The sequence below is a fragment of the Pseudomonas sp. KSR10 genome, from assembly GCF_022355455.1.
Taxonomy (GTDB): Bacteria; Pseudomonadota; Gammaproteobacteria; order Pseudomonadales; family Pseudomonadaceae; genus Stutzerimonas; species Stutzerimonas stutzeri_E.
The window spans coordinates 307,804-327,634 of sequence record NZ_JAKOEN010000023.1 but is presented as its reverse complement, the minus strand read 5'-3'; the positions used below and the strand labels follow the sequence as shown (position 1 = coordinate 327,634).

The window sequence follows — 19,831 nt, the reverse complement described above, 5'->3', positions numbered from 1 at the left end:
TCAGCGTTCGGACGATCTCTGAATCGCTTGCCCCGATCAGGCCTCAGCCTTTTTTCTGGGCAAACAGCGCGTCGAGGCTTTGCTCGAAGGCGTGATAGTTGATGCGCTCGTACAGCTCCATGCGGGTCTGCATGGTGTCGATGACGTTCTTCTGCGTACCGTCGCGGCGAATGGCGGTGTAGACGTTCTCGGCCGCCTTGTTCATGGCGCGGAACGCGGATAACGGGTAGAGCACCAGAGAGACATCGGCACCAGCAAGCTCTTCGGTCGTGTACAGCGGTGTCGAGCCGAATTCGGTGATGTTGGCCAGGATCGGCGCACCGACCTTTTCGGCGAACAGCTTGTACATCGACAGTTCGGTGATCGCTTCAGGGAAAACCATATCCGCTCCGGCCTCGACGCAGGCCTGGGCGCGCTCCAGTGCAGATTCGAGCCCCTCGACCGCAAGCGCATCGGTACGCGCCATGATCACAAAGCTGTCGTCGGTACGCGCATCGACTGCCGCCTTGATCCGATCGACCATTTCCTGCTGCGAGACGATCTCCTTATTGGGGCGATGGCCGCAGCGCTTGGCGCCCACCTGGTCCTCGATATGAATCGCCGCAGCGCCAAACTTGATCATCGACTTGACGGTACGTGCCACATTGAAGGCCGAGGAGCCGAAGCCGGTATCGATATCAACCAACAGCGGCAGATCGCAGACGTCGGTAATCCGGCGTACGTCGGTCAGCACGTCGTCCAGCCCGCTGATACCGAGATCGGGCAGGCCAAGCGATCCGGCTGCGACGCCACCACCCGACAGGTAGATCGCCTTGAAACCGGCACGCTTGGCCAGTAGCGCATGATTGGCATTGATCGCGCCAACCACCTGCAGGGGGTGTTCACTGGCCACCGCGTCACGAAAACGCTGGCCGGGAGTAGGAAGTGTCATGCCTCACCTCTTGTCTGTGGTGTCGGTTGCTGAGCAGCCTGATAGTGGCGCTCGATATTGCGCTTGGACGCGCCGATATGCCGACGCATCAACAACTCGGCCAATTCGCCATCGCGGTCGGCAATGGCGTCGAGAATTCGATGGTGTTCGGCGAATGCCTGATGCGGGCGGTTCGGGGTCGCGGAAAACTGGATGCGGTACATCCGAACCAGCTGATACAGCTCGCCACAGAGCATCTGGGTCAGCGTACGGTTGCCGCTGCCCTGGATGATTCGATAATGGAAATCGAAGTCGCCCTCCTGCTGGTAGTAACCGACGCCCGCCTTGAACGCCTCGTCCCGTTCATGGGTCTCCAGCACGCGACGCAACTCACCTATTTCGGTCTCACTCATACGTTGCGCGGCCAGTCGGCAAGCCATGCCCTCCAGCGACTCGCGAATCTCATAGAGCTCGATCAGCTCCTCATGGCTGAGCGAAACGACACGAGCCCCTACGTGCGGCACGCGAACTAGCAGCTTTTGCCCTTCCAGACGATGTATCGCCTCACGCAACGGCCCCCGGCTAATGCCGTATGTGCGTGCTAATTCGGGTTCTGAGATCTTGCTGCCCGGGGCAATCTCACCTTTTACGATAGCCGCCTGGATCAGTCGAAAAACGTGCTCGGAAAGGGTTCCGCTGTCGACCTGATCAGGGCGAGCGATTTCCAACGCATCGAGCATATTGTTGACACCTAAGCTGATTTAAAGACAAATCTATGCCTGAAAAGGCGCCCAGTCAAATGAGACCAAGGTAGATTGTCGACACCTTTCGAAGTCGCAATCTCTCTAGCGCAACGCTTTGAAAATAAGCATCGAGGGAGCAAGGCTAGTCGCACCAATAAATGCCCATGCTAGAATGCGCCGCTATATGCCGCGCTGGCGTTCGCCTCGCCATGCCACATCCATGGGATCGTCGTTCCGACTGCCCTCTCCGACTCGACTAATTCTGGATCTATGAGCACCAAATCCCGTCTCCTGTTGCTCTGCCTATTGGCTTCTCCGTTTCTCGTCCAGGCTGAAGAAAAAGCTGTCTACGGTCTCAACGAACATGTAGCACTACCCGATTTCGGTCTCGAAGTGCCGGCGAAACTCGACACAGGCGCACAGACCGCCTCGCTCAGCGCACGCGACATCGAGCGCTTCAAGCGCAACGGGAAAAGCTGGGTCCGCTTCTATCTCGCCATTGACGAGGCCCACAACCGTCCGATCGAGCTGCCCCTGCAGCGCATTAGCAAGATCAAGCGGCGCGCCGGTGACTTCGACCCGGAAGAAGAAAAAACCTACACCCCGCGCCCCGTCGTAGAGCTCAACTTGTGTATGGGCCAGGCTAAACGCAGCATTGAAGTGAACCTCACGGACCGAAGTGCATTCCAATACCCACTTTTAATAGGTTCCGATGCGCTTGCTCGCTTCGAAGCCCTGGTCGACCCAAGCCTTAAGTACGCCGCTGGCAAGCCCGGCTGCATTACCGAATCCGACGCTGACGAGTAATTCCATGCGCGCCCTTACCCTGCATCTGAAAGTCCTGATTTTTATACTCGTCACGCTGGGCATCGCGATCACCGCGTACCAGATCTTCATTCTCGGCATTCCTATTACCGAGGATGAAACGGACGACCTGTGGAATATCGATGCCAAAGTTGAGTTCCAGGCCAATCCGCGCGATCCGGTAAAGCTGCAGATGTATGTGCCGCCGCTGAATCAGGAGTTTGTCAGCCTCAACGAAAGCTTCATTTCCAATAACTATGGTGTGAGCATCAACCGTGCCGATGGCAACCGCCGCGTCACCTGGTCGGCGCGCCGCGTCAGTGGCAATCAGACGCTCTACTATCGCCTGGTTCTGACTCGACGCTATAGCGGTGAACAAACCAAGGCCAACGGCCCGATCTTCCGTGACAGTATTCCGGTCGAAGGAGCTGAGAAGATTGCCGCCGAAGCATTGCTCTCACCGATTCGTCAGCACTCGGCCGATGTCGAGACCTTCATCAGCGAAGCCATCAAGCGCGTCAATAACGAAAACGACGATAACGTCAAGCTGCTGCTCGGCGGTGACTCCGCGACGGCGAACAAGGCGCGCGTGATCGAGTTGCTGCTATCAATCGCACACGTCCCCATGGAGCGCGTACACACCATACGGCTGTCGCCCGACATGGCGCAGACGCCGGAGTTGTGGCTGCGCAGCTTCAATGGTGATAAATGGCTGTACTTCAATCCCGAAACCGGTGAGCAGGGCCTGCCGAAAGATCGTTTGGTCTGGTGGACCGGTGACGAGCCGCTCATCAATCTGGAGGGTGGCCGGAACCCGCAGGTGACATTTACGCTCAACAGCAGCGAAATGAATGCCATCCGCCTGGCCAAGCTGACCGACGAGAACACCGACGCGGACTTCCTCGAGTACTCGCTGTACGGCCTGCCGCTGCAAACTCAGCAGACGTACCAGATCATGATCATGATTCCGATCGGCGTGCTGGTGATTTTGATTCTGCGAAACCTCGGCGGCCTGCAGACGCTGGGTACTTTTACACCGGTTCTGATCGCCCTTGCCTTCCGTGAGACGCAGCTCGGATTCGGGATCATCCTGTTTACCGTGATTACCGCGCTGGGGCTCTCGCTTCGTTCCTATCTGGAGCATCTGAAATTGCAGATGCTTCCTAGACTTTCCGTGGTCCTGACCTTCGTCGTCGTACTGATCGCCGTGATCAGCTTGCTCAGCCACAAGCTGGGTCTGGAACGTGGACTGTCGGTCGCGCTGTTCCCGATGGTGATCCTCACCATGACCATCGAGCGGCTATCCATTACATGGGAAGAACGCGGCGCGGGCCATGCCTTCAAGGTCGCCGTCGGGACACTGATTGCGGCAACCCTGGCGCACCTCCTGATGAGCGTACCGGAGCTGACCTACTTCATGTTCACCTTCCCAGCCGTACTGCTGATCATGGTCGGGTTCATGTTGGCGATGGGTCGCTACCGTGGCTACCGCCTGACCGAGCTGTTTCGATTCAAAGCCTTTTTGAAGGATTGAGCCATGTTCGGTCTGATCAAAACGTGGAAGGCCCTCGAAGCCAAAGGCATCATGGGTATCAATCGCCGCAACGCGGACTACGTGCTCAAGTACAACAAGCGCAACCTGTACCCGATCGTCGATGACAAGATCATCACCAAGGAAAGGGCAATCGAAGCCGGCATCGACGTCCCGGAGATGTACGGCATCATCGAGACCGAAAAAGACATCGACAAACTCAAGGACATCGTCAAAGACCATGACGATTTTGTAGTCAAACCGGCGCAAGGGGCTGGCGGCGACGGCATTCTGGTAATCGCTGATCGTTTCGAAGGTCGTTACCGAACGGTATCGGGCAAGATCATGACGCACGATGAAATCGAGCATCAGATCTCCAATATCCTCACCGGCCTCTACTCGCTCGGCGGCCATCGCGATCGCGCCCTGATCGAATACCGCGTCACGCCGGACCCGATCTTCAAGAGCATCAGCTACGAAGGCGTTCCGGATATCCGCATCATCGTACTCATGGGCTACCCGGTGATGGCCATGCTGCGCCTACCGACGCGGCAGTCTGGCGGTAAGGCCAATCTCCATCAGGGTGCAATCGGCGTCGGCGTTGACCTGGCGACAGGTATTACGCTGCGCGGCACCTGGCTGAATAACAAGATCACCAAGCATCCTGACACCACCAACGCGGTGGACGGTGTGCAGCTGCCCAACTGGGACGGTTTCATGAAGCTTGCTGCGGGCTGCTACGAGCTCTGCGGACTGGGATATATCGGCGTGGACATGGTGCTGGATCAGGACAAGGGACCACTAATCCTGGAGCTCAACGCTCGCCCCGGCTTGAACATCCAGATCGCCAACGACTGCGGCCTGACCCTGCGTACGCATGCTGTGGAAGACCGGATCGAAGAGCTCAAGCAGAAGGGTATCCAAGAAACGCCTGAAGAGCGGGTGCGGTTCGCGCAGCATCTCTTCGGTCATATACCGCCCCACGCGTGAATCCCAGGCCCGGCCACATCCGGGCCACTCCTGGATCGACACTCTCGCATGCCGCTCTGCACCGTACATACCCTGCCCTATCGCCCCGACCCCACCTTCTGGTTCGAGCGCGTTCGCCATGCGCCCGGCGCGGTGCTGCTGGACTCCGGACGCCCGACCGCAGAGCGCGGGCGGTACGACCTACTGAGCGCGTGGCCGAGAGAGATACTGGAACCAAATCCAGGAGAGACTGGCAGCGCCTTCTTTGCGCGTCTTCGAGACGCCTTGCGAACATTCGGCAAGGCAGAGCCTCCAGCGGGACTGGAGCTGCCTTTCGCCGGTGGCCTGCTGGGGTTTCTCGGCTACGACTTCGGTGCGCGGCTCGAAAGGCTCCCGACCGCTGCGGTGGCGGATCTGCGATTGCCGCCCGCCCGGTTCGGTCTATACGCCTGGGCATTGATAAATGACCACCACAACCAAACGGCCCAGCTGATTTTCCATCCGAAGCTCGCCGATGAAGAGCGGGATCGTCTGATCAAGCTGTTCGAGTCGAGATGGCAGTCAGAGCAATCGGCGTTCAGCCTTGATTCGCCGTTCACCGCCGACCTGGAGCGCTCCGAGTACCAGCAAGCAATCGAGCGCATCCAGCAATACATCCAGGCCGGCGATTGCTATCAAGTGAATTTCGCGCAACGCTTCCGTGCGCCGTGCACAGGCGACCCATGGCAGGCGTACCAGGCCCTGCGCACCGCCTGTCCGACGCCTTATTCAGGCTTCATGACCGTGGAGCGCGGCGCCATCGTCAGCCTGTCTCCCGAACGCTTCCTGCGGCTCTCCAACGGAATCGTCGACACCCGACCGATCAAAGGCACGCGTCCTCGTCGAGATGCCCCCGATGCTGACCGGGCAGAGGCCCAGGCGCTGCTGAACAGCGAAAAGGATCGCGCCGAAAACCTGATGATCGTTGACCTGCTGCGAAACGACCTGGGGCGAAGCTGCGAAATCGGCAGCGTGACGGTGCCAGAGCTGTTCTCGCTGGAAAGCTATCCGAACGTGCACCATCTGGTGAGCAGTGTCAGCGGTACCCTGGCCAGCAACAAGGACGCTCTGGACCTGCTGGCCGGCAGCTTCCCCGGAGGTTCGATAACCGGCGCGCCGAAGATCCGTGCGATGCAAGTGATCGACGAGCTGGAGCCCACGCGGCGCTCGATCTACTGCGGCTCATTGCTCTATCTGGATGTACGAGGCGAGATGGACAGCTCCATCGCCATCCGCACACTGCTGATTCAAAACGATCAGGCGATCTGCTGGGGCGGCGGCGGGATCGTGGCGGATTCTGACTGGCGAGCCGAGTATCAGGAAACCTTCGATAAGGTGAGGGTGCTGATGGAGACGCTGGAAGGGCTATAGCCGGCGATTGCAGGCGCGTGACTCGCGCCTGCCTCTGACTGATGGGCATGTTGTTGTCCGCCAGCGCCTCCGCACGGCCGTCAAGGTGGATCGGTGAGACGTGACTCCACCCGACGAATACAACGCTGAATCTTGGTCGGTTAGAGTTCGAGCGTGCGATTGGACGCCTTGAGGAACTCCTGCTTCAGCGCGTCGAAGGTGTGAACGGCCGGGAACTGCGGAAATTCGCGAATGACGTTATCGGGCGCATGGAAGAGGATGCCGGCATGCGCCTCGGCGAGCATGGTGGTGTCATTGTACGAATCACCAGCGGCGATAACGCGGTAGTACAGGCTCTTCAGAGCGATCACCGACTGGCGCTTGGGATCCTTCTGGCGCAGCTCGTAGTTAACGACACGCCCCGACTCGTCGGTGATCAGTCGATGGCAAAGCAGCGTGGGGAAACCTAACTGACGCATCAGCGGCTGCGAAAACTCGTAGAAGGTATCCGACAGGATCACTACCTGGAAACGCTCACGCAACCAGGCGACGAACTCAACAGCGCCGTCGAGCGGCTTCAGGGTCGCGATGACCGCTTGGATATCCGACAACTTCAGGCCATGCTCGTCGAGGATGCGCAGGCGCTGCTTCATCAGTACGTCATAGTCAGGAATGTCCCGTGTGGTTGCCCGGAGCGATTCGATTCCGGTGGCCTCGGCAAAGGCGATCCAGATTTCCGGAACCAGGACACCTTCCAGGTCGAGACAGGCTATTTCCACGAATCACTCCTCAAAGCAGAAAATTGAAGCGGCACTCTAACGGTAAGGATCAGGTGGCGCAACGCGATGGCTTATTCGTTAAAGTTAGGCATGGCCACCCCAAACGTTATTTAGAGTCATAAAAACAATTTGCTAACATCCGCGGCCAGCAGAGCGCCAAGCGCCAACCAAGGAAGCCGCCTGATGAGCCAAACAATTGATGTAGCCGAGCTGGCATCTGCCTATGCCAGTAAATCACCCCAAGACATTCTCAAGCTCGCCTTCGACCTGTTCGGCGACGATCTCTGGATCTCGTTCAGTGGCGCTGAAGATGTCGTGCTGGTGGACATGGCCTGGAAGCTGAACAAGAACGTCAAGGTGTTCAGCCTCGACACCGGTCGTCTGCACAGCGAGACCTATCGTTTCATCGAACAGGTTCGCGAGCATTACGACATCGCTATCGACATCATGACGCCGGACCCTGCCCTGTTGCAGCCGATGGTCAATGAGAAAGGGTTGTTCAGTTTCTACCGCGACGGTCATGGCGAATGCTGCGGCATCCGTAAGATAGAGCCGCTTCGACGCAAGCTTACCGGGGTCCGAGCCTGGGCCACCGGCCAGCGCCGTGATCAGAGCCCCGGCACGCGTAGCCAAGTATCGGTGCTGGAGATCGACAGCGCTTTTTCAACGCCAGAGCACACCTTGTATAAATTCAACCCATTGGCGCAGATGACCAGTGAGGAAGTCTGGGCTTATATCCGCATGCTCGAGTTGCCTTACAACAGCCTGCACGAGCGCGGGTTCATCAGCATCGGCTGCGAACCATGCACACGCCCGGTTCTGCCAAACCAGCATGAGCGTGAGGGTCGTTGGTGGTGGGAGGAGTCCACCCAGAAGGAATGCGGCCTGCACGCCGGTAATCTTATCGCCCGAAGCTGACGGTGTTTTTCACACTTCGAGTGTGCTTGCGCGATGAGTCGCCGCTTGACGTCAGCTCATAACCGAATCATCCAAACCCCAGCGTCGCCTCAGCGAAGCTGGCTTCGATTCGTATTGAGTGGCGATTGACCCGCTATCAAAAAGTCGGCAGATCGACATCGCTGAACAACTCGTCCAGCTCGACCTTGTTCCGGCACTGAACAGCTCTTTCGAGTATTTCCCGATCGAGATGCGGGGCGAAGGTTTCGATGAAATCGCACATGAAGCCGCGCAGAAAAGTGCCGCGACGGAATCCGATCTTGGTCACGCTGGACTCGAACAGCTCGCTGGCATCGAGCACCACCAGATCCGGGTCGAGCTTGGCATCGACCGCCATTCGCGCGACGATTCCGACCCCCAACCCAAGGCGCACATAGGTTTTGATGACGTCGGCGTCTGCCGCCGTGAACACCACCTTCGGCGATAAGCCTCTGTGACTGAATGCCTCATCCAGCTTGGAGCGTCCGGTAAAGCCGAACACATAGGTCACGATCGGATGTTCCGCCAAGGCTTCCAGGGTGAGCTTTTCCACTTTCGCCAGCGGATGCCCCTGCGGCACGACCACACAACGATTCCACCGATAGCACGGCATCATGACCAGATCACCGAACAGCTCCAGCCCCTCGGTGGCGATGGCGAAATCCACAGTGCCGTCGGCTGCCATCTCGGCGATCTGCATGGGCGTACCCTGGTGCATGTGCAGGGAGACATCCGGGTACTGCTTGATGAAGGCGCTGATCACCTGCGGCAAGGCATAGCGGGCCTGAGTATGAGTGGTCGCGATACTCAAGGTACCGCGTTTTTCGTTGGAGAATTCCTGGGCGATCTGTTTGATGCTTTCGCACTTGCGAAGAATTTCGCCAGCGGTCGTAATGATGCGTTCGCCAGCGGGGGTAACTCGGGTCAAGTGCTTGCCGCTCCGGGCAAAGACTTCCACCCCTAGCTCGTCTTCGAGCAAGCGGATCTGTTTGCTGATGCCGGGTTGAGACGTGAACAGGCTCTGCGCGGTTGCCGAGACATTGAGGTCATGATGCGCCACCTCCCAGATGTAACGCAGTTGCTGAAGCTTCATAGAGATCCCTCAAAGGCCAATGACGCCTGAACGTCACCATTTTTTTATAACTTTGCGCACCAGAACGTCGGAATTCTAGGTCATTTCCATATGTACCGCCTCCCAGCGATTCGGGTCGCAATCGCCGCCTCTCATAGTACGAACTAGAACAGCGAGCATATCCTGGGACTATCCGTCTGATATGCCAGGCCGATCGCATCCTGAACGTCAAACAGGCACTTAGAATTCTCGCGGCCTCGTTTGAGCTTAGCAGCCCCAAAAGAAACCTCTACCGACTCGAACGCCCGCCCGGCAGCTGCCTCCGAGGTGATTGACCTAGCGGTCTGCGCGCATGGAAATGAAACGCAGGGCCTGAAGCAGCGCCTCGGTCTTGGGCATCCCAAAACCGACCTGTGCGGCCGCGGCAAGCGGAGCGGCGTAGATCGCTTCAAGCTCCATCGGGCGCCCATGCGCATGGTCGTGGTACATGCTCGGTAGATAGTTGGGCATGTGGTCGGTGGCTGTCATCATCCGGTCCACCAGTGCCTCAGGTAGTGGATAGCCACAGGCGCTCGCCGCTCCACAGGCTTCCAGCATGATCGACCTGACCAGTGCCCGACTGTCAGGGTTGGCCATCAAAGGCGCCGTGCCGGCATCCAGCAGGACCGAAAGGCCGTTGTATGGCATGTTCCACACCAGCTTCTGCCAGCGCGCCTGAGCGAGGTTGGCGGCCGCATTGGAATCGACACCCGCCGCGCGAAACATCGATACACCCTCTTCGACCAAGGCCTGCTGTTGCTCTGGCGTTGCTGCCGAACCTGAGTGGTAGCCGAGATTGACCCCACCGAGCGCCTGATGCTCGACGACGCCCAGCGCCGAACGGTGCGCGCAGATGAAACAAAGACCGCCAAGCAGATGAATATTGCTCGGTAGCAACACACGCAGGTCGTCCTCGATTCCCAGGCCATTCTGCAACACCACGACCTTGGCATCTTGCCCAGCAGCCTCCACGATCAGCGGGGCCAGTTCCGGATTGCTGGTGCTTTTCGCCCCCACTAACAGCCAGTCGCATTTGGGCATGTCCGCGGCCCGCCGATAGGCCTGTACCTCATCCAGATGCAACGAACCCTGTACCGCGCTGTTCACGTGCAACCCGTTCTGCCTGACCGCCTCGTATTCGCTGCGCAGCAGAAAGTGCACGTCGTAGCCGGCCCGGGCGAGCATCAGTCCATAGAAACCACCGATGGCGCCAGTGCCAATAATTCCAATTCGGGGATGAGGTGCGGTCATGCAGAACTCCAGCTACAGGTCAGTACGACGCCAACAATGGCGCGCTTGAAATCGCAACCTTAGCAGCGTCCCGGGGCAGCGCCCAGCCGTCACTCACGGTAGCCCTTCGGTCGCATGCCGGTATAGGGCGGACCCAGGCGGCAGTCCGACTTCAAGGTCATTGTCGGAGCGCCTCAATACGCGATAAGGTTCCGCTTCCCCGCTGCGCCCTAAAGCCCTGCTCCGCCGCATCGGGATTGGCTGGCGGACGGCATCCGTGACTGATGAGAACACGATGGCTGATTTACCGATCGATGACCTTAACGTTTCCTCCAACGAGACACTTATCACGCCGGAGCAGTTGAAGCGTGAAATACCGCTGACCGCTTCCGCGCTGAAGACCGTCTCCGAAGGACGCCAGGTGGTACGCAACATTCTCGACGGCAAGGATCATCGCCTGTTCGTGGTGATAGGCCCCTGCTCGATTCATGATCTCAAGGCCGCGCATGAATATGCCGAACGCCTCAAGGTGCTGGCCGACAAGGTGTCCGACAGCCTTTTTCTGGTCATGCGGGTGTACTTCGAGAAACCTCGCACCACCGTAGGTTGGAAAGGCCTGATCAACGACCCCTATATGGACGACTCGTTCAAGATCCAGGATGGCCTGCACATCGGCCGCCAGTTGCTGCTCGATCTCGCCGAAATGGGTCTGCCCACCGCCACCGAAGCACTGGACCCAATCTCTCCGCAGTACCTACAGGACCTGATCAGCTGGTCGGCCATCGGTGCGCGCACTACTGAGTCCCAGACACACCGTGAGATGGCCTCAGGCCTGTCCTCGGCGGTGGGTTTCAAAAATGGCACCGATGGCAGCCTGACCGTCGCGATCAATGCGCTGCAATCGGTATCCAGCCCGCATCGTTTCCTTGGCATCAATCAGTCCGGCGGGGTCTCCATCGTCACCACCAAGGGCAATGCCTACGGTCACGTCGTGTTGCGCGGCGGCAACGGCAAGCCCAACTACGATTCGGTCAGCGTGGCCGTGTGCGAACAGGAACTGAAAAAGGCTGGCATCACCCCTAACATCATGGTCGATTGCAGCCACGCGAACTCCAACAAGGATCCGGCATTACAACCGCTAGTCATGGACAACGTGGCTAACCAGATCCTCGAGGGCAACAACTCGATCGTCGGGTTGATGGTGGAAAGTCACCTCGGCTGGGGCAGTCAGCCAATTCCCAAGGATCTGGCTGACCTGAAATATGGTGTGTCCATTACCGATGCCTGTATCGACTGGGACGCTACCGAAAAGGCTATCCTCGGCATGCATACGAAACTGAAGAATGTACTGCCGAAGCGCGCTCGCGGCTAACGGCTCACGGCGACTTGTAGCAAAAGAAACGCCGCTTGCCGGCGTTTTTTTATTCGCTGTCGATACTGTTCGTCGAACTGCCCTGCCGCTCTATGTACCACTCCACATACGAACAGGACGGAATCACGGTGTAGCCCTCGCGCGCCGCGTAATCGAGCGCATGCTGAGCCAATACAGCCGCAACGCCGCGACCACGAAGCGCATCTGGCACGAAGGTCCGGTAGATATCCAGCGTCTGTTTACCTAAATCGACATAAGCAAGATAGGCGCGATAGCCATCCACGGTCGTCTCGAACTGGCGACCCGTTCGATCATGATGGATGGTTAGCTTCTCGGTCATCTCGCCTCCTCTGCAGGCTTGCCTGCCTATCGACTTGGAGCTGTGTGCGAGGCCGCACATTCCCCATTCTTGTTGTTAGCTGGATGACGCATGCTACCGCCATGTAAGACTTGGCTTCAATTGATAAGTTGGCAGTGCTTCATGGCTGCGCTGAGCGATATAACGCTCACTCGCCGAATTGCTCGGCGAGTGCAACTTTTCAACGTCCCGACCGGTCCATGTAACGAGTGCAGCGGCCGGCTCTGATTGTTTTTCAATCAACGGGCCTGCGGATGCCGTGAAAAAGATGAGCTTGCAGAAAAATTGTGGTAACGACTGCTTGCCTCAGTTTACTTAGCGCAACTTATCGGTAGTATGTGCGCGCCAACTTTCCATAACGGAAGTTGCCATGGATTTCATCCTTAAGGGGAACACGATGAACAACGTTCTGAAATTTTCTGCTCTGGCTTTCGCCGCAGTTCTGGCTACTGGTTGCAGCAACAGCATGACCAAGGAAAGCGAAGCCCGTCTGACCGCGACCGAAGACGCCGCTGCCCGTGCTCAGGCTCGTGCCGACGAAGCGTACAGCAAGGCCGACGAGGCTATGCAAGCTGCTCAGAAGGCTCAGCAGACTGCTGACGAAGCCAACGAGCGTGCACTGCGTATGCTGGAACGCGCCAGCCGCAAGTAAGCTTCAGGCGATAAAAAAAGCCGACCTGCAAACAGGTCGGCTTTTTTGTGGGCGCCAGATAATCGGCTCGTCAAATCTTCAGAAAACCGACTCTTCGTGGTTGGCCAGAGCTTGCCCCTGTTCGGCGATCTGGATCGGCAGACCGTCTTCGCCAGCGATGATTTCGCGCACCATTTCCCAATCCAACTGCAGCACACCGGCCGCTTCGTCACGTTTCAACAGCGTGTTAACTACCACCGCATGCTTGTCCATAAGCGTCATATGCTTGTCCTCATCCTGCAGAGGCGTATGCGCCTCCAGGTAGATCTTGCCCTCGCTTACGCCAAACTTGTAGGGCTCGTCGATAATCCTCACCGGCGTTCCGACCTTGACCAATCCGGCCAGCTCCAGCACGTTGTGGTTCAGCATGCGGAAACAACCGTGACTGACGCGCATGCCAATGCCGAACTTCTTATTCGAGCCGTGGATGAGGTAGCCCGGCAATGCCAGGTTCAGCTTGTACGGACCAAGCGGGTTATCCGGGCCTGGCGGCACGACCTTGGGCAGAGGATCGCCATCGGCCGCGTGCTCGTCCCGAATCGACTGCGGCGGATACCAAGCCGGATTGTTCGTCATCGCCGAGATATGAGTTTTGCCGACAGGTGAACCCCACCCCTCACGCCCGATTCCAAGGGGGAAGGTATGCACCACGTTTTCGCCTTCCGGATAGTAATACAAGCGGTATTCCGCCAGGTTGATGACAATCCCCTCGCGCGGCCCGGGCGGAAGGATGTAGCGAGTCGGCAGAATGATGTCGGTACCTTCACCAGGCAACCAGGGATCCACCCCTGGGTTAGCCGCTACGAGCTCCAGATAGCCCAGATCATGCGTCTCGCCCAGCGCCGCGAACGTGTCTTCGTATTTGGCCTTGATCACCTGGATCTGCCCAACCACGTCCTCGCCTTCCGGAGGTAGCGGCAACTCGAGCGCAGCGGACTGGCCGGCCAACAGCAAAGCAGCGAATGACACACAGGAGGCGACTGCAGACGCACGCGAGAGCATTCAGGATTTCCTTGGTAATTAAGTGGGCGTGTTGCTGGCGATTGTACTCGAAGCGACAGCGGCCGCCGAGCTACCAGATACTCGCGGCAGACGGAAGGCCCTTGCGCTGTGCACTGAGCGTATCGCGGCAGGCCGGGCAGAGCCGGCGATCCTTGAGCATCGCTCGCTCCAGATCCTGCCAGTGCGGTCGAGCCGGTAGGAACCCGCCGCAGAGCGTGCGATCGACCCGTCCGTTCAATTCCAGTTGCCGCAGCGCCAGATGCAGACGATTCTCGCGACAAGCGAACAGGTCGAACTGCTCGTCCGGCACGATGAGGCGATAGGCAAATAGGGTCCAGGCTGGGCGTGGCATTGAAGGCTCCGATCGAGGGGCGCGACAGTAGCCGCGCGCACGCCTCAAAGCAAGGGTTCGAGCACCGGCCAGATGTTATCCAACAGTCGTCGCTGCGCGCCGGCTGCCGGATGGATGCGGTCGGCCTGCATCATGCCTTCGACCCCGCCGACGCCTTCGAGAAAAAACGGGACGTAAGGCAGCGACTGCTCCTTGGCAAGCGAGTCGAACGCTTGGGCAAATGCCGTTGTGTACCGCTGCCCCAGATTGGGGGGCAAACGCATGCCAAGCAGCAGCACTTTGGCGTCCGCCTGACGCGACCGCTCAACCATGGCGGCAAGGTTCTGCTTCAATTGGGTAGGCGACTGGCCGCGCAATCCATCGTTGCCGCCAAGCTCCAGAATCACCACTTCGGGTTTATGCTCTTCGAGCAGAGCGGGCAATCTAGCCAGCCCGCCGGCGCTGGTGTCGCCACTGATCGAGGCGTTCACTACCCGATGATCCTGCCCTTGTGTATCAAGGCGTTGCTGAAGCAGCTGTACCCACCCTTGGCTGGTTTCCAGCCCGAAAGCGGCGCTGATACTATCCCCGACCACCAATACCGTTCCCGCCCAGGCACCTTGGGTCCAGCACAGCAGTACCAGCACCCCACTTTTCAGCCAATTTCGCATCGGAATCTCCATGAGCGCCAGCATTCTCTCTGCCCGGAACCTTAGCAAAGCGGTACCCAGCGCGGAAGGCGAGCTGGCGATACTCGACGATGTGTCCCTGAGCCTGAGCAAGGGGGAAAGTCTGGCGATCATCGGGACTTCTGGATCCGGCAAGTCAACCCTGCTCGGCCTGCTGGCCGGACTGGATCTGCCCAGTTCGGGTGAAGTGCACCTAGCCGGCCATCTGCTCGGCGAGTTGGACGAAGATCAGCGTGCCCGGGTGCGCGCCGAGCATGTCGGCTTCGTTTTTCAATCGTTCCAGCTGCTCGACAGCCTCAATGCCTTGGAGAACGTCATGCTGCCTCTCGAGCTGCATGGCCGCCGCGATGCGCAGGCGAAAGCCACCGAACTGCTCGGGCGCGTCGGCCTGGACGCTCGTTTGCATCATTATCCCAGGCAACTATCCGGCGGCGAGCAACAGCGCGTGGCGGTTGCTCGCGCATTCGCCGCCGAGCCCGAGGTGCTGTTCGCCGACGAGCCAACCGGCAATCTCGATAGCCACACGGGGGCAAATATCACCGAATTGCTGTTCGAGTTGAACCGTGAGCGCGGCACTACCCTCGTGCTGGTTACCCATGACGAGCGCCTGGCAAAGCGCTGCCAACACCTGCTGCGACTGGAAGGTGGGCGCCAGCTTCGCGACGAGCAAACTCGATGAAGCGCGTGCCTGCCAGCCGACTGGCTGCTCTCGCACTGCGCCAGCTATTGCGGGATGCACGCGCCGGCGAGCTGCGTGTGCTGTTCCTCGCGCTGCTGATTGCCGTCGCGGCAAGCACCGCCATCGGCTATTTCGGCGCCCGCCTGAACGATGCCATGCTGCTGCGCGCCACTGAATTCCTCGGAGCCGATCTCGTGTTGCGCGGCAGCGCGCCCGCTGAGCCCGAACAGATCGAAGCAGGCATTCGGCTTCAGCTCGACCATGCTCGGGTGGTGGAATTCTCCAGCGTCGTCGCCACCGATGACAATCTGCAGCTGACCAGCGTCAAGGCAGCCGACGACCGCTATCCGCTGCGCGGAGAACTGCGCAGCGCAGCCGCGCCCTATCAACCGGAACAACCCGGGCCAGGCCCTCAGCCCGGCGAAGCCTGGGCCGAAGCACGCCTGTTCGCCGCACTCGACCTGCAGATCGGCGACCACATCGAAGTTGGCAACAAACAGCTCAAACTGACGCGTGTTCTGACCTACGAACCCGATAGGGTCGGCGATTTTTACAGCCTGACGCCACATGTATTGATGCATCTCGACGACCTCGAAGCCACCGGCGTCGTGCAGCCGGGTAGCCGCGTGCGCTACCGCGAGCTCTGGCGTGGCCCGGCGGAGCAGTTGCGTGCATACGAAGAGGCCGTCAAACCGGAGTTGCAGCCGCATCAACGTATCGAGACGGCCAAGGATGGTAATCGTCAGATTGGCGGCGCATTGGGGCGCGCCGAGCGCTACCTGAACCTGGCCAGCCTAGCGGCTGTATTACTGGCGGGTGTCGCTGTGGCGCTCTCGGCAGCACGTTTCGCCGCTCGCCGCTTCGATGCCAGCGCCCTGCTGCGCTGCTTGGGGCTGTCACGACGTGAGGCGCTGATGCTCTATACGCTGCAGCTCGGCTATCTAGGCGTGGCCGCCAGCGCGGCAGGCGCCTTGCTGGGCTGGACCGCACAGCATGGGTTGTTTTTCCTGCTGCGCGAGCTGGTGGTCAGCGAAGTACCGCCCGCCACCCTTTGGCCCGCGCTGGCAGGCATCGCCACGGGGCTGGTCGCACTGGCCGGTTTCGCCTTACCGCCACTGGCAGCATTGGGGCGTGTGCCGCCGCTCCGGGTGCTACGCCGCGACATCCTCCCCGTCCCGCCGAGCTCCTGGCTGGTGTACGGCGCAGCAGTGATCGCCCTAGGCCTGATTATGTGGCGCCTGAGCCTGGATTTGAAAATCACCCTGGCCCTGTTGGGCGGCGGCTTGCTAGCGACCGTCCTGCTTGGCGGACTGCTGCTACTGGCACTGCAGGGACTACGGCGCTCACTGTCGGGCGCGTCGCTGATATGGCGCCTTGGCCTCGGACAGCTGCTCCGTCACCCGTTGGCGGCAGCCGGTCAAGCCTTGGCCTTTGGCCTGATACTGCTTGCCATGGCGTTGATCGCCCTGTTGCGCGGCGAACTTCTCGATACCTGGCAGAACCAGCTTCCGGACGACGCCCCTAACCATTTCGTACTGAATATTCTGCCGACGGATCGCGATGCGTTCGCCGAGCGCATCGATGCGCTGTCGGATCACGCTGCGCCGCTATATCCCGTGGTTCCGGGCCGGCTAGTGGCTATCAATGGGGAGCCGGTGCGCCAGTTGGTTAGCAAAGACAGCCAGGGTGAGCGGGCGATTCGCCGGGACCTGAGCCTGACCTGGGCACGCGACCTGCCTTCCGATAACCAGCTGACCGCCGGCCACTGGTGGGAGGGCGAGCGCGGCGATCTACCCGGCGTATCAGTGGAAGCCGAGCTGGCCGAGAGTCTTCAGATCGGGCTGGGCGATCGGCTCAGCTTCACGGTCGGCGGACTGACCCGCGACGTCACGGTGACAAGCCTGCGCGAAGTGAACTGGGACAGTTTCCAACCGAACTTCTACATGATCTTCGAACCCAACACGCTGCGAGACATGCCGGCCACCTTCATGACCAGCTTCCATCTGCCCAGCGGCAAGGACCGCGAACTGGTTCAATTGGCCCGCGACTTTCCCTCCGCCACGATACTGCAGGTCGAGGCCTTGCTCAGCCAGCTGCGCAGCATCCTTGCGCAGGTCTCGTTGGCAGTGGAATACGTGTTGATGTTCGTTCTGGCAGCAGGCTTGGCCGTATTGCTCGCCGGGCTTCAGGCAACGCTCGACGAGCGTATACGTCAGGGAGCCCTGCTGCGGGCATTGGGCGCCGAGCGCAGCCTGTTGCTCAAAGCCAGACGTGCCGAGTTCGGCGTGCTCGGCGCTGCCAGCGGGTTGCTCGCGGCCCTTGGCTGCGAGCTGGTCAGCGCACTGCTCTATCACTTCGTGTTCGATCTACGCTGGCATCCGCATCCCTGGCTGCTATTGCTGCCGCTGATCGGCGCGCTGCTAGTCGGTACGGCCGGCGTGATCGGCACTCGCCGAGCGCTCAATGCCAGTCCGCTCGATGTGCTCCGAGACAACTGAGCCAGCGGACAGCAGTGAGTCCTTTTAGAATGTGCGACTTTCCAGCCTGACCCGGAGCCATCATGAGCCGCTATCGCCCTCCCCGCCCTGCCGGTACGCCTCTGATTACTCCCGAGGGCGAAGCGCGGCTGCGCGCCGAACTCCATGAGCTTTGGCACGTCAGGCGCCCGCAGGTCACCCAGTCGGTCAGCGAAGCGGCCGCGCAAGGCGACCGTTCGGAAAACGCCGAATACACCTACGGCAAGAAGATGCTGCGGGAAATAGACAGTCGAGTGCGCTTTCTTACCAAGCGTCTGGAGAAGCTCAAGGTCGTCAGTGAGAAACCGAGTGATCCGGGCAAAGTCTACTTCGGCGCTTGGGTGACGGTTGAAGACGAGAACGGCGAACAGGCCCGCTATCGCATCGTCGGCCCCGATGAACTGGACCTTCGGCAGGGGCTGATCAGCATCGATTCGCCACTGGCCAGAGCCCTGATCGGCAAGCCACTAGATGCCGAGGTGCACGTTCAGACACCCACCGGCGCCAAGCTTTGGTACATCGTCGCTATCGATTACCAGTGAGCAGTGACCAGCGAGTTCCAATATGACTAATAAGTCGCGATATTACGCAAACTTCGGCGATCGGGTCTAGATCAAGCGAATATAACTTTCCTACCCATCAGAGCGTTCCGCCTGGTAACAGGCAAGGCGATACGGCGCTGGCAGCCATGGCCACCCATCAGTCTGGACGAACGGTGCCAGAGCCGATCCCCGCCGCCTGTTATAGGACTGGCACGATTGCTGCGTTTGTCAGGCGGCAGTACGCGCAACGCGCGGTGAACAGCGAGGGATCGCCATGCCCGATTCACCCACTGATGAGTGCATTCATGAACAACAAGAAGACCTTGATCGCTCTGTGCCTCGGTACCGCCTTGGCCGTCACAAACCAGGTACATGCCGGCCTGTTCGGCTCGAGCGGATACACCCAAACGCGTTACCCGATCGTTCTAACCCACGGCATGCTTGGCTTCGACAGCCTGCTCGGCCTCGACTACTGGTACGGCATCCCACGCGCGCTGCAGCGTGACGGCGCGCAGGTCTACGTGACCGAAGTCAGCCAGCTCAACACCTCGGAGCTGCGTGGTGAAGAATTGTTGGATCAGGTCGAGGAAATCGTTGCGATCAGCGGAAAATCGAAGGTGAACTTGATCGGCCACAGTCATGGTGGCCCGACCGTACGCTACGTCGCCGCCGTGCGCCCCGATCTGGTTGCCTCGGTCACCAGCGTCGGCGCCCCGCACAAGGGCTCGGACGTCGCGGATCTGCTTCGCAAGGTTCCCGAGGGATCCGGCGGCGAGGCCATCATTGCCGGCTTGGTCAATGGCATGGGCGCGTTGATCCATTTTCTCTCCGGCAGCCCGAGCACCGCGCCTCAAAACTCGCTCGGGTCACTCGAGTCGCTCAACAGTGAAGGCGCCGCGCGATTCAATGCCAAATACCCACAGGGAATTCCGACCTCTAAATGCGGCGAAGGCGCATACAAGGTAGGCGGCGTTAGCTACTACTCCTGGAGCGGTACCAGCCCGCTCACCAACCCACTGGATGTCAGTGACGCCATGCTGGGCGCTGGCTCGCTCGCCTTCGGTGAAGCGAATGACGGGCTGGTTGGACGCTGCAGCTCACACCTCGGCATGGTTATCCGCGACAACTACCGGATGAATCACCTGGATGAGGTCAATCAGGTGCTCGGACTGACCAGCTTGTTCGAAACCGATCCGTTGACTGTCTACCGCCAGCATGCCAACCGCCTGAAGAACGCAGGCCTTTGAGA

At 59.6% G+C, this 19,831-nt stretch carries 20 protein-coding genes; 11 read left to right on the top strand and 9 right to left on the bottom strand.

The features are described from left to right. Window positions 1–43 precede the first annotated feature (43 nt). Both prpB and MCB86_RS21155 read right to left on the bottom strand, forming a co-directional pair. Window positions 44–931 (bottom strand): methylisocitrate lyase, encoded by an 888-nt coding sequence (prpB, locus tag MCB86_RS21160; RefSeq protein ID WP_239612085.1) that lies wholly within the window; start codon window positions 929–931, stop codon window positions 44–46. Then, window positions 928–1,650, bottom strand: a complete 723-nt coding sequence (locus MCB86_RS21155; RefSeq protein ID WP_045161581.1) for a GntR family transcriptional regulator — start codon at window positions 1,648–1,650, stop codon at window positions 928–930. Before MCB86_RS21155 ends, prpB begins: the two co-directional genes overlap by 4 nt. Before the next feature lie 273 nt (window positions 1,651–1,923). Between MCB86_RS21155 and MCB86_RS21150 the strand changes: the two genes are divergently transcribed. Genes MCB86_RS21150 through pabB form a run of 4 tightly spaced genes read left to right on the top strand, consistent with a single transcriptional unit; the run spans window position 1,924 to window position 6,367 of the window. Further along, window positions 1,924–2,460: an ATP-dependent zinc protease gene (locus MCB86_RS21150; protein ID WP_239612084.1), complete on the top strand. Its 537-nt coding sequence runs from the start codon at window positions 1,924–1,926 to the stop codon at window positions 2,458–2,460. Between the two features lie 4 nt (window positions 2,461–2,464). After that, complete coding sequence (locus MCB86_RS21145) at window positions 2,465–3,991, top strand: inactive transglutaminase family protein (protein ID WP_045161579.1); 1,527 nt, start codon at window positions 2,465–2,467, stop codon at window positions 3,989–3,991. Window positions 3,992–3,994: 3 nt separating this feature from the next. Beyond that, entirely contained in the window at window positions 3,995–4,978 is a 984-nt protein-coding gene (locus tag MCB86_RS21140) for an alpha-L-glutamate ligase-like protein (RefSeq protein WP_045161578.1), read from the top strand. A gap of 48 nt (window positions 4,979–5,026) precedes the next feature. Continuing rightward, window positions 5,027–6,367 (top strand): aminodeoxychorismate synthase component I, encoded by a 1,341-nt coding sequence (gene pabB, locus MCB86_RS21135; protein ID WP_239612083.1) that lies wholly within the window; start codon window positions 5,027–5,029, stop codon window positions 6,365–6,367. Between the two features lie 140 nt (window positions 6,368–6,507). On the opposite strand, the gene thrH is transcribed toward pabB, so the two are convergent. Continuing rightward, window positions 6,508–7,125, bottom strand: a complete 618-nt coding sequence (gene thrH, locus MCB86_RS21130) for a bifunctional phosphoserine phosphatase/homoserine phosphotransferase ThrH (RefSeq protein WP_045161576.1) — start codon at window positions 7,123–7,125, stop codon at window positions 6,508–6,510. Window positions 7,126–7,308: 183 nt separating this feature from the next. Between thrH and MCB86_RS21125 the strand changes: the two genes are divergently transcribed. Then, the gene (locus MCB86_RS21125; RefSeq protein ID WP_045161575.1) at window positions 7,309–8,043 is read left to right on the top strand and encodes a phosphoadenylyl-sulfate reductase; all 735 of its coding nucleotides are present in this window, start codon (window positions 7,309–7,311) and stop codon (window positions 8,041–8,043) included. A gap of 136 nt (window positions 8,044–8,179) precedes the next feature. On the opposite strand, the gene cysB is transcribed toward MCB86_RS21125, so the two are convergent. After that, entirely contained in the window at window positions 8,180–9,154 is a 975-nt protein-coding gene (gene cysB / locus MCB86_RS21120; RefSeq protein WP_045161574.1) for an HTH-type transcriptional regulator CysB, read from the bottom strand. Between the two features lie 315 nt (window positions 9,155–9,469). Further along, window positions 9,470–10,423 carry a putative 2-dehydropantoate 2-reductase gene (locus MCB86_RS21115; RefSeq protein WP_045161573.1) on the bottom strand — a complete coding sequence of 318 codons (954 nt, stop codon included), beginning with the start codon at window positions 10,421–10,423 and terminating at the stop codon, window positions 9,470–9,472. Between the two features lie 274 nt (window positions 10,424–10,697). On the opposite strand from MCB86_RS21115, the gene MCB86_RS21110 reads away from it, so the two are divergent. Continuing rightward, on the top strand, window positions 10,698–11,774 hold the full coding sequence (locus tag MCB86_RS21110; protein WP_239612082.1) for a 3-deoxy-7-phosphoheptulonate synthase: 1,077 nt from the start codon (window positions 10,698–10,700) through the stop codon (window positions 11,772–11,774). 49 nt (window positions 11,775–11,823) lie between these two features. Here the strand turns inward: MCB86_RS21110 and MCB86_RS21105 are convergent, their stop codons facing one another. After that, window positions 11,824–12,114: a GNAT family N-acetyltransferase gene (locus MCB86_RS21105; RefSeq protein ID WP_045161569.1), complete on the bottom strand. Its 291-nt coding sequence runs from the start codon at window positions 12,112–12,114 to the stop codon at window positions 11,824–11,826. Between the two features lie 415 nt (window positions 12,115–12,529). Here MCB86_RS21105 and MCB86_RS21100 point away from each other — a divergent pair, with 415 nt between their 5' ends. Beyond that, window positions 12,530–12,784 (top strand): Lpp/OprI family alanine-zipper lipoprotein, encoded by a 255-nt coding sequence (locus MCB86_RS21100; RefSeq protein WP_025241419.1) that lies wholly within the window; start codon window positions 12,530–12,532, stop codon window positions 12,782–12,784. A 78-nt stretch (window positions 12,785–12,862) separates the two neighbouring features. Here the strand turns inward: MCB86_RS21100 and MCB86_RS21095 are convergent, their stop codons facing one another. From MCB86_RS21095 to MCB86_RS21085, 3 genes are all read right to left on the bottom strand, one after another. Next, complete coding sequence (locus MCB86_RS21095; RefSeq protein WP_239612081.1) at window positions 12,863–13,825, bottom strand: L,D-transpeptidase family protein; 963 nt, start codon at window positions 13,823–13,825, stop codon at window positions 12,863–12,865. Between the two features lie 70 nt (window positions 13,826–13,895). Then, window positions 13,896–14,177: a hypothetical protein gene (locus MCB86_RS21090; protein ID WP_045161566.1), complete on the bottom strand. Its 282-nt coding sequence runs from the start codon at window positions 14,175–14,177 to the stop codon at window positions 13,896–13,898. A gap of 44 nt (window positions 14,178–14,221) precedes the next feature. After that, complete coding sequence (locus tag MCB86_RS21085) at window positions 14,222–14,827, bottom strand: arylesterase (RefSeq protein WP_239612080.1); 606 nt, start codon at window positions 14,825–14,827, stop codon at window positions 14,222–14,224. Between the two features lie 10 nt (window positions 14,828–14,837). Here MCB86_RS21085 and MCB86_RS21080 point away from each other — a divergent pair, with 10 nt between their 5' ends. The 4 genes from MCB86_RS21080 to MCB86_RS21065 all read left to right on the top strand — a co-directional run bounded on the left by MCB86_RS21080 (window position 14,838) and on the right by MCB86_RS21065 (window position 19,829). Next, window positions 14,838–15,524 carry an ATP-binding cassette domain-containing protein gene (locus MCB86_RS21080; protein WP_045161565.1) on the top strand — a complete coding sequence of 229 codons (687 nt, stop codon included), beginning with the start codon at window positions 14,838–14,840 and terminating at the stop codon, window positions 15,522–15,524. Then, window positions 15,521–18,022, top strand: coding sequence for an FtsX-like permease family protein (locus MCB86_RS21075; protein WP_239612079.1), 2,502 nt, complete (start codon window positions 15,521–15,523; stop codon window positions 18,020–18,022). The genes MCB86_RS21080 and MCB86_RS21075 overlap by 4 nt, the downstream gene beginning before the upstream one ends. A 62-nt stretch (window positions 18,023–18,084) precedes the next feature. Then, window positions 18,085–18,582 carry a transcription elongation factor GreB gene (greB, locus tag MCB86_RS21070; protein ID WP_045161563.1) on the top strand — a complete coding sequence of 166 codons (498 nt, stop codon included), beginning with the start codon at window positions 18,085–18,087 and terminating at the stop codon, window positions 18,580–18,582. Window positions 18,583–18,887: 305 nt separating this feature from the next. Then, window positions 18,888–19,829: a triacylglycerol lipase gene (locus tag MCB86_RS21065; protein WP_045161562.1), complete on the top strand. Its 942-nt coding sequence runs from the start codon at window positions 18,888–18,890 to the stop codon at window positions 19,827–19,829. Window positions 19,830–19,831 lie beyond the last annotated feature (2 nt).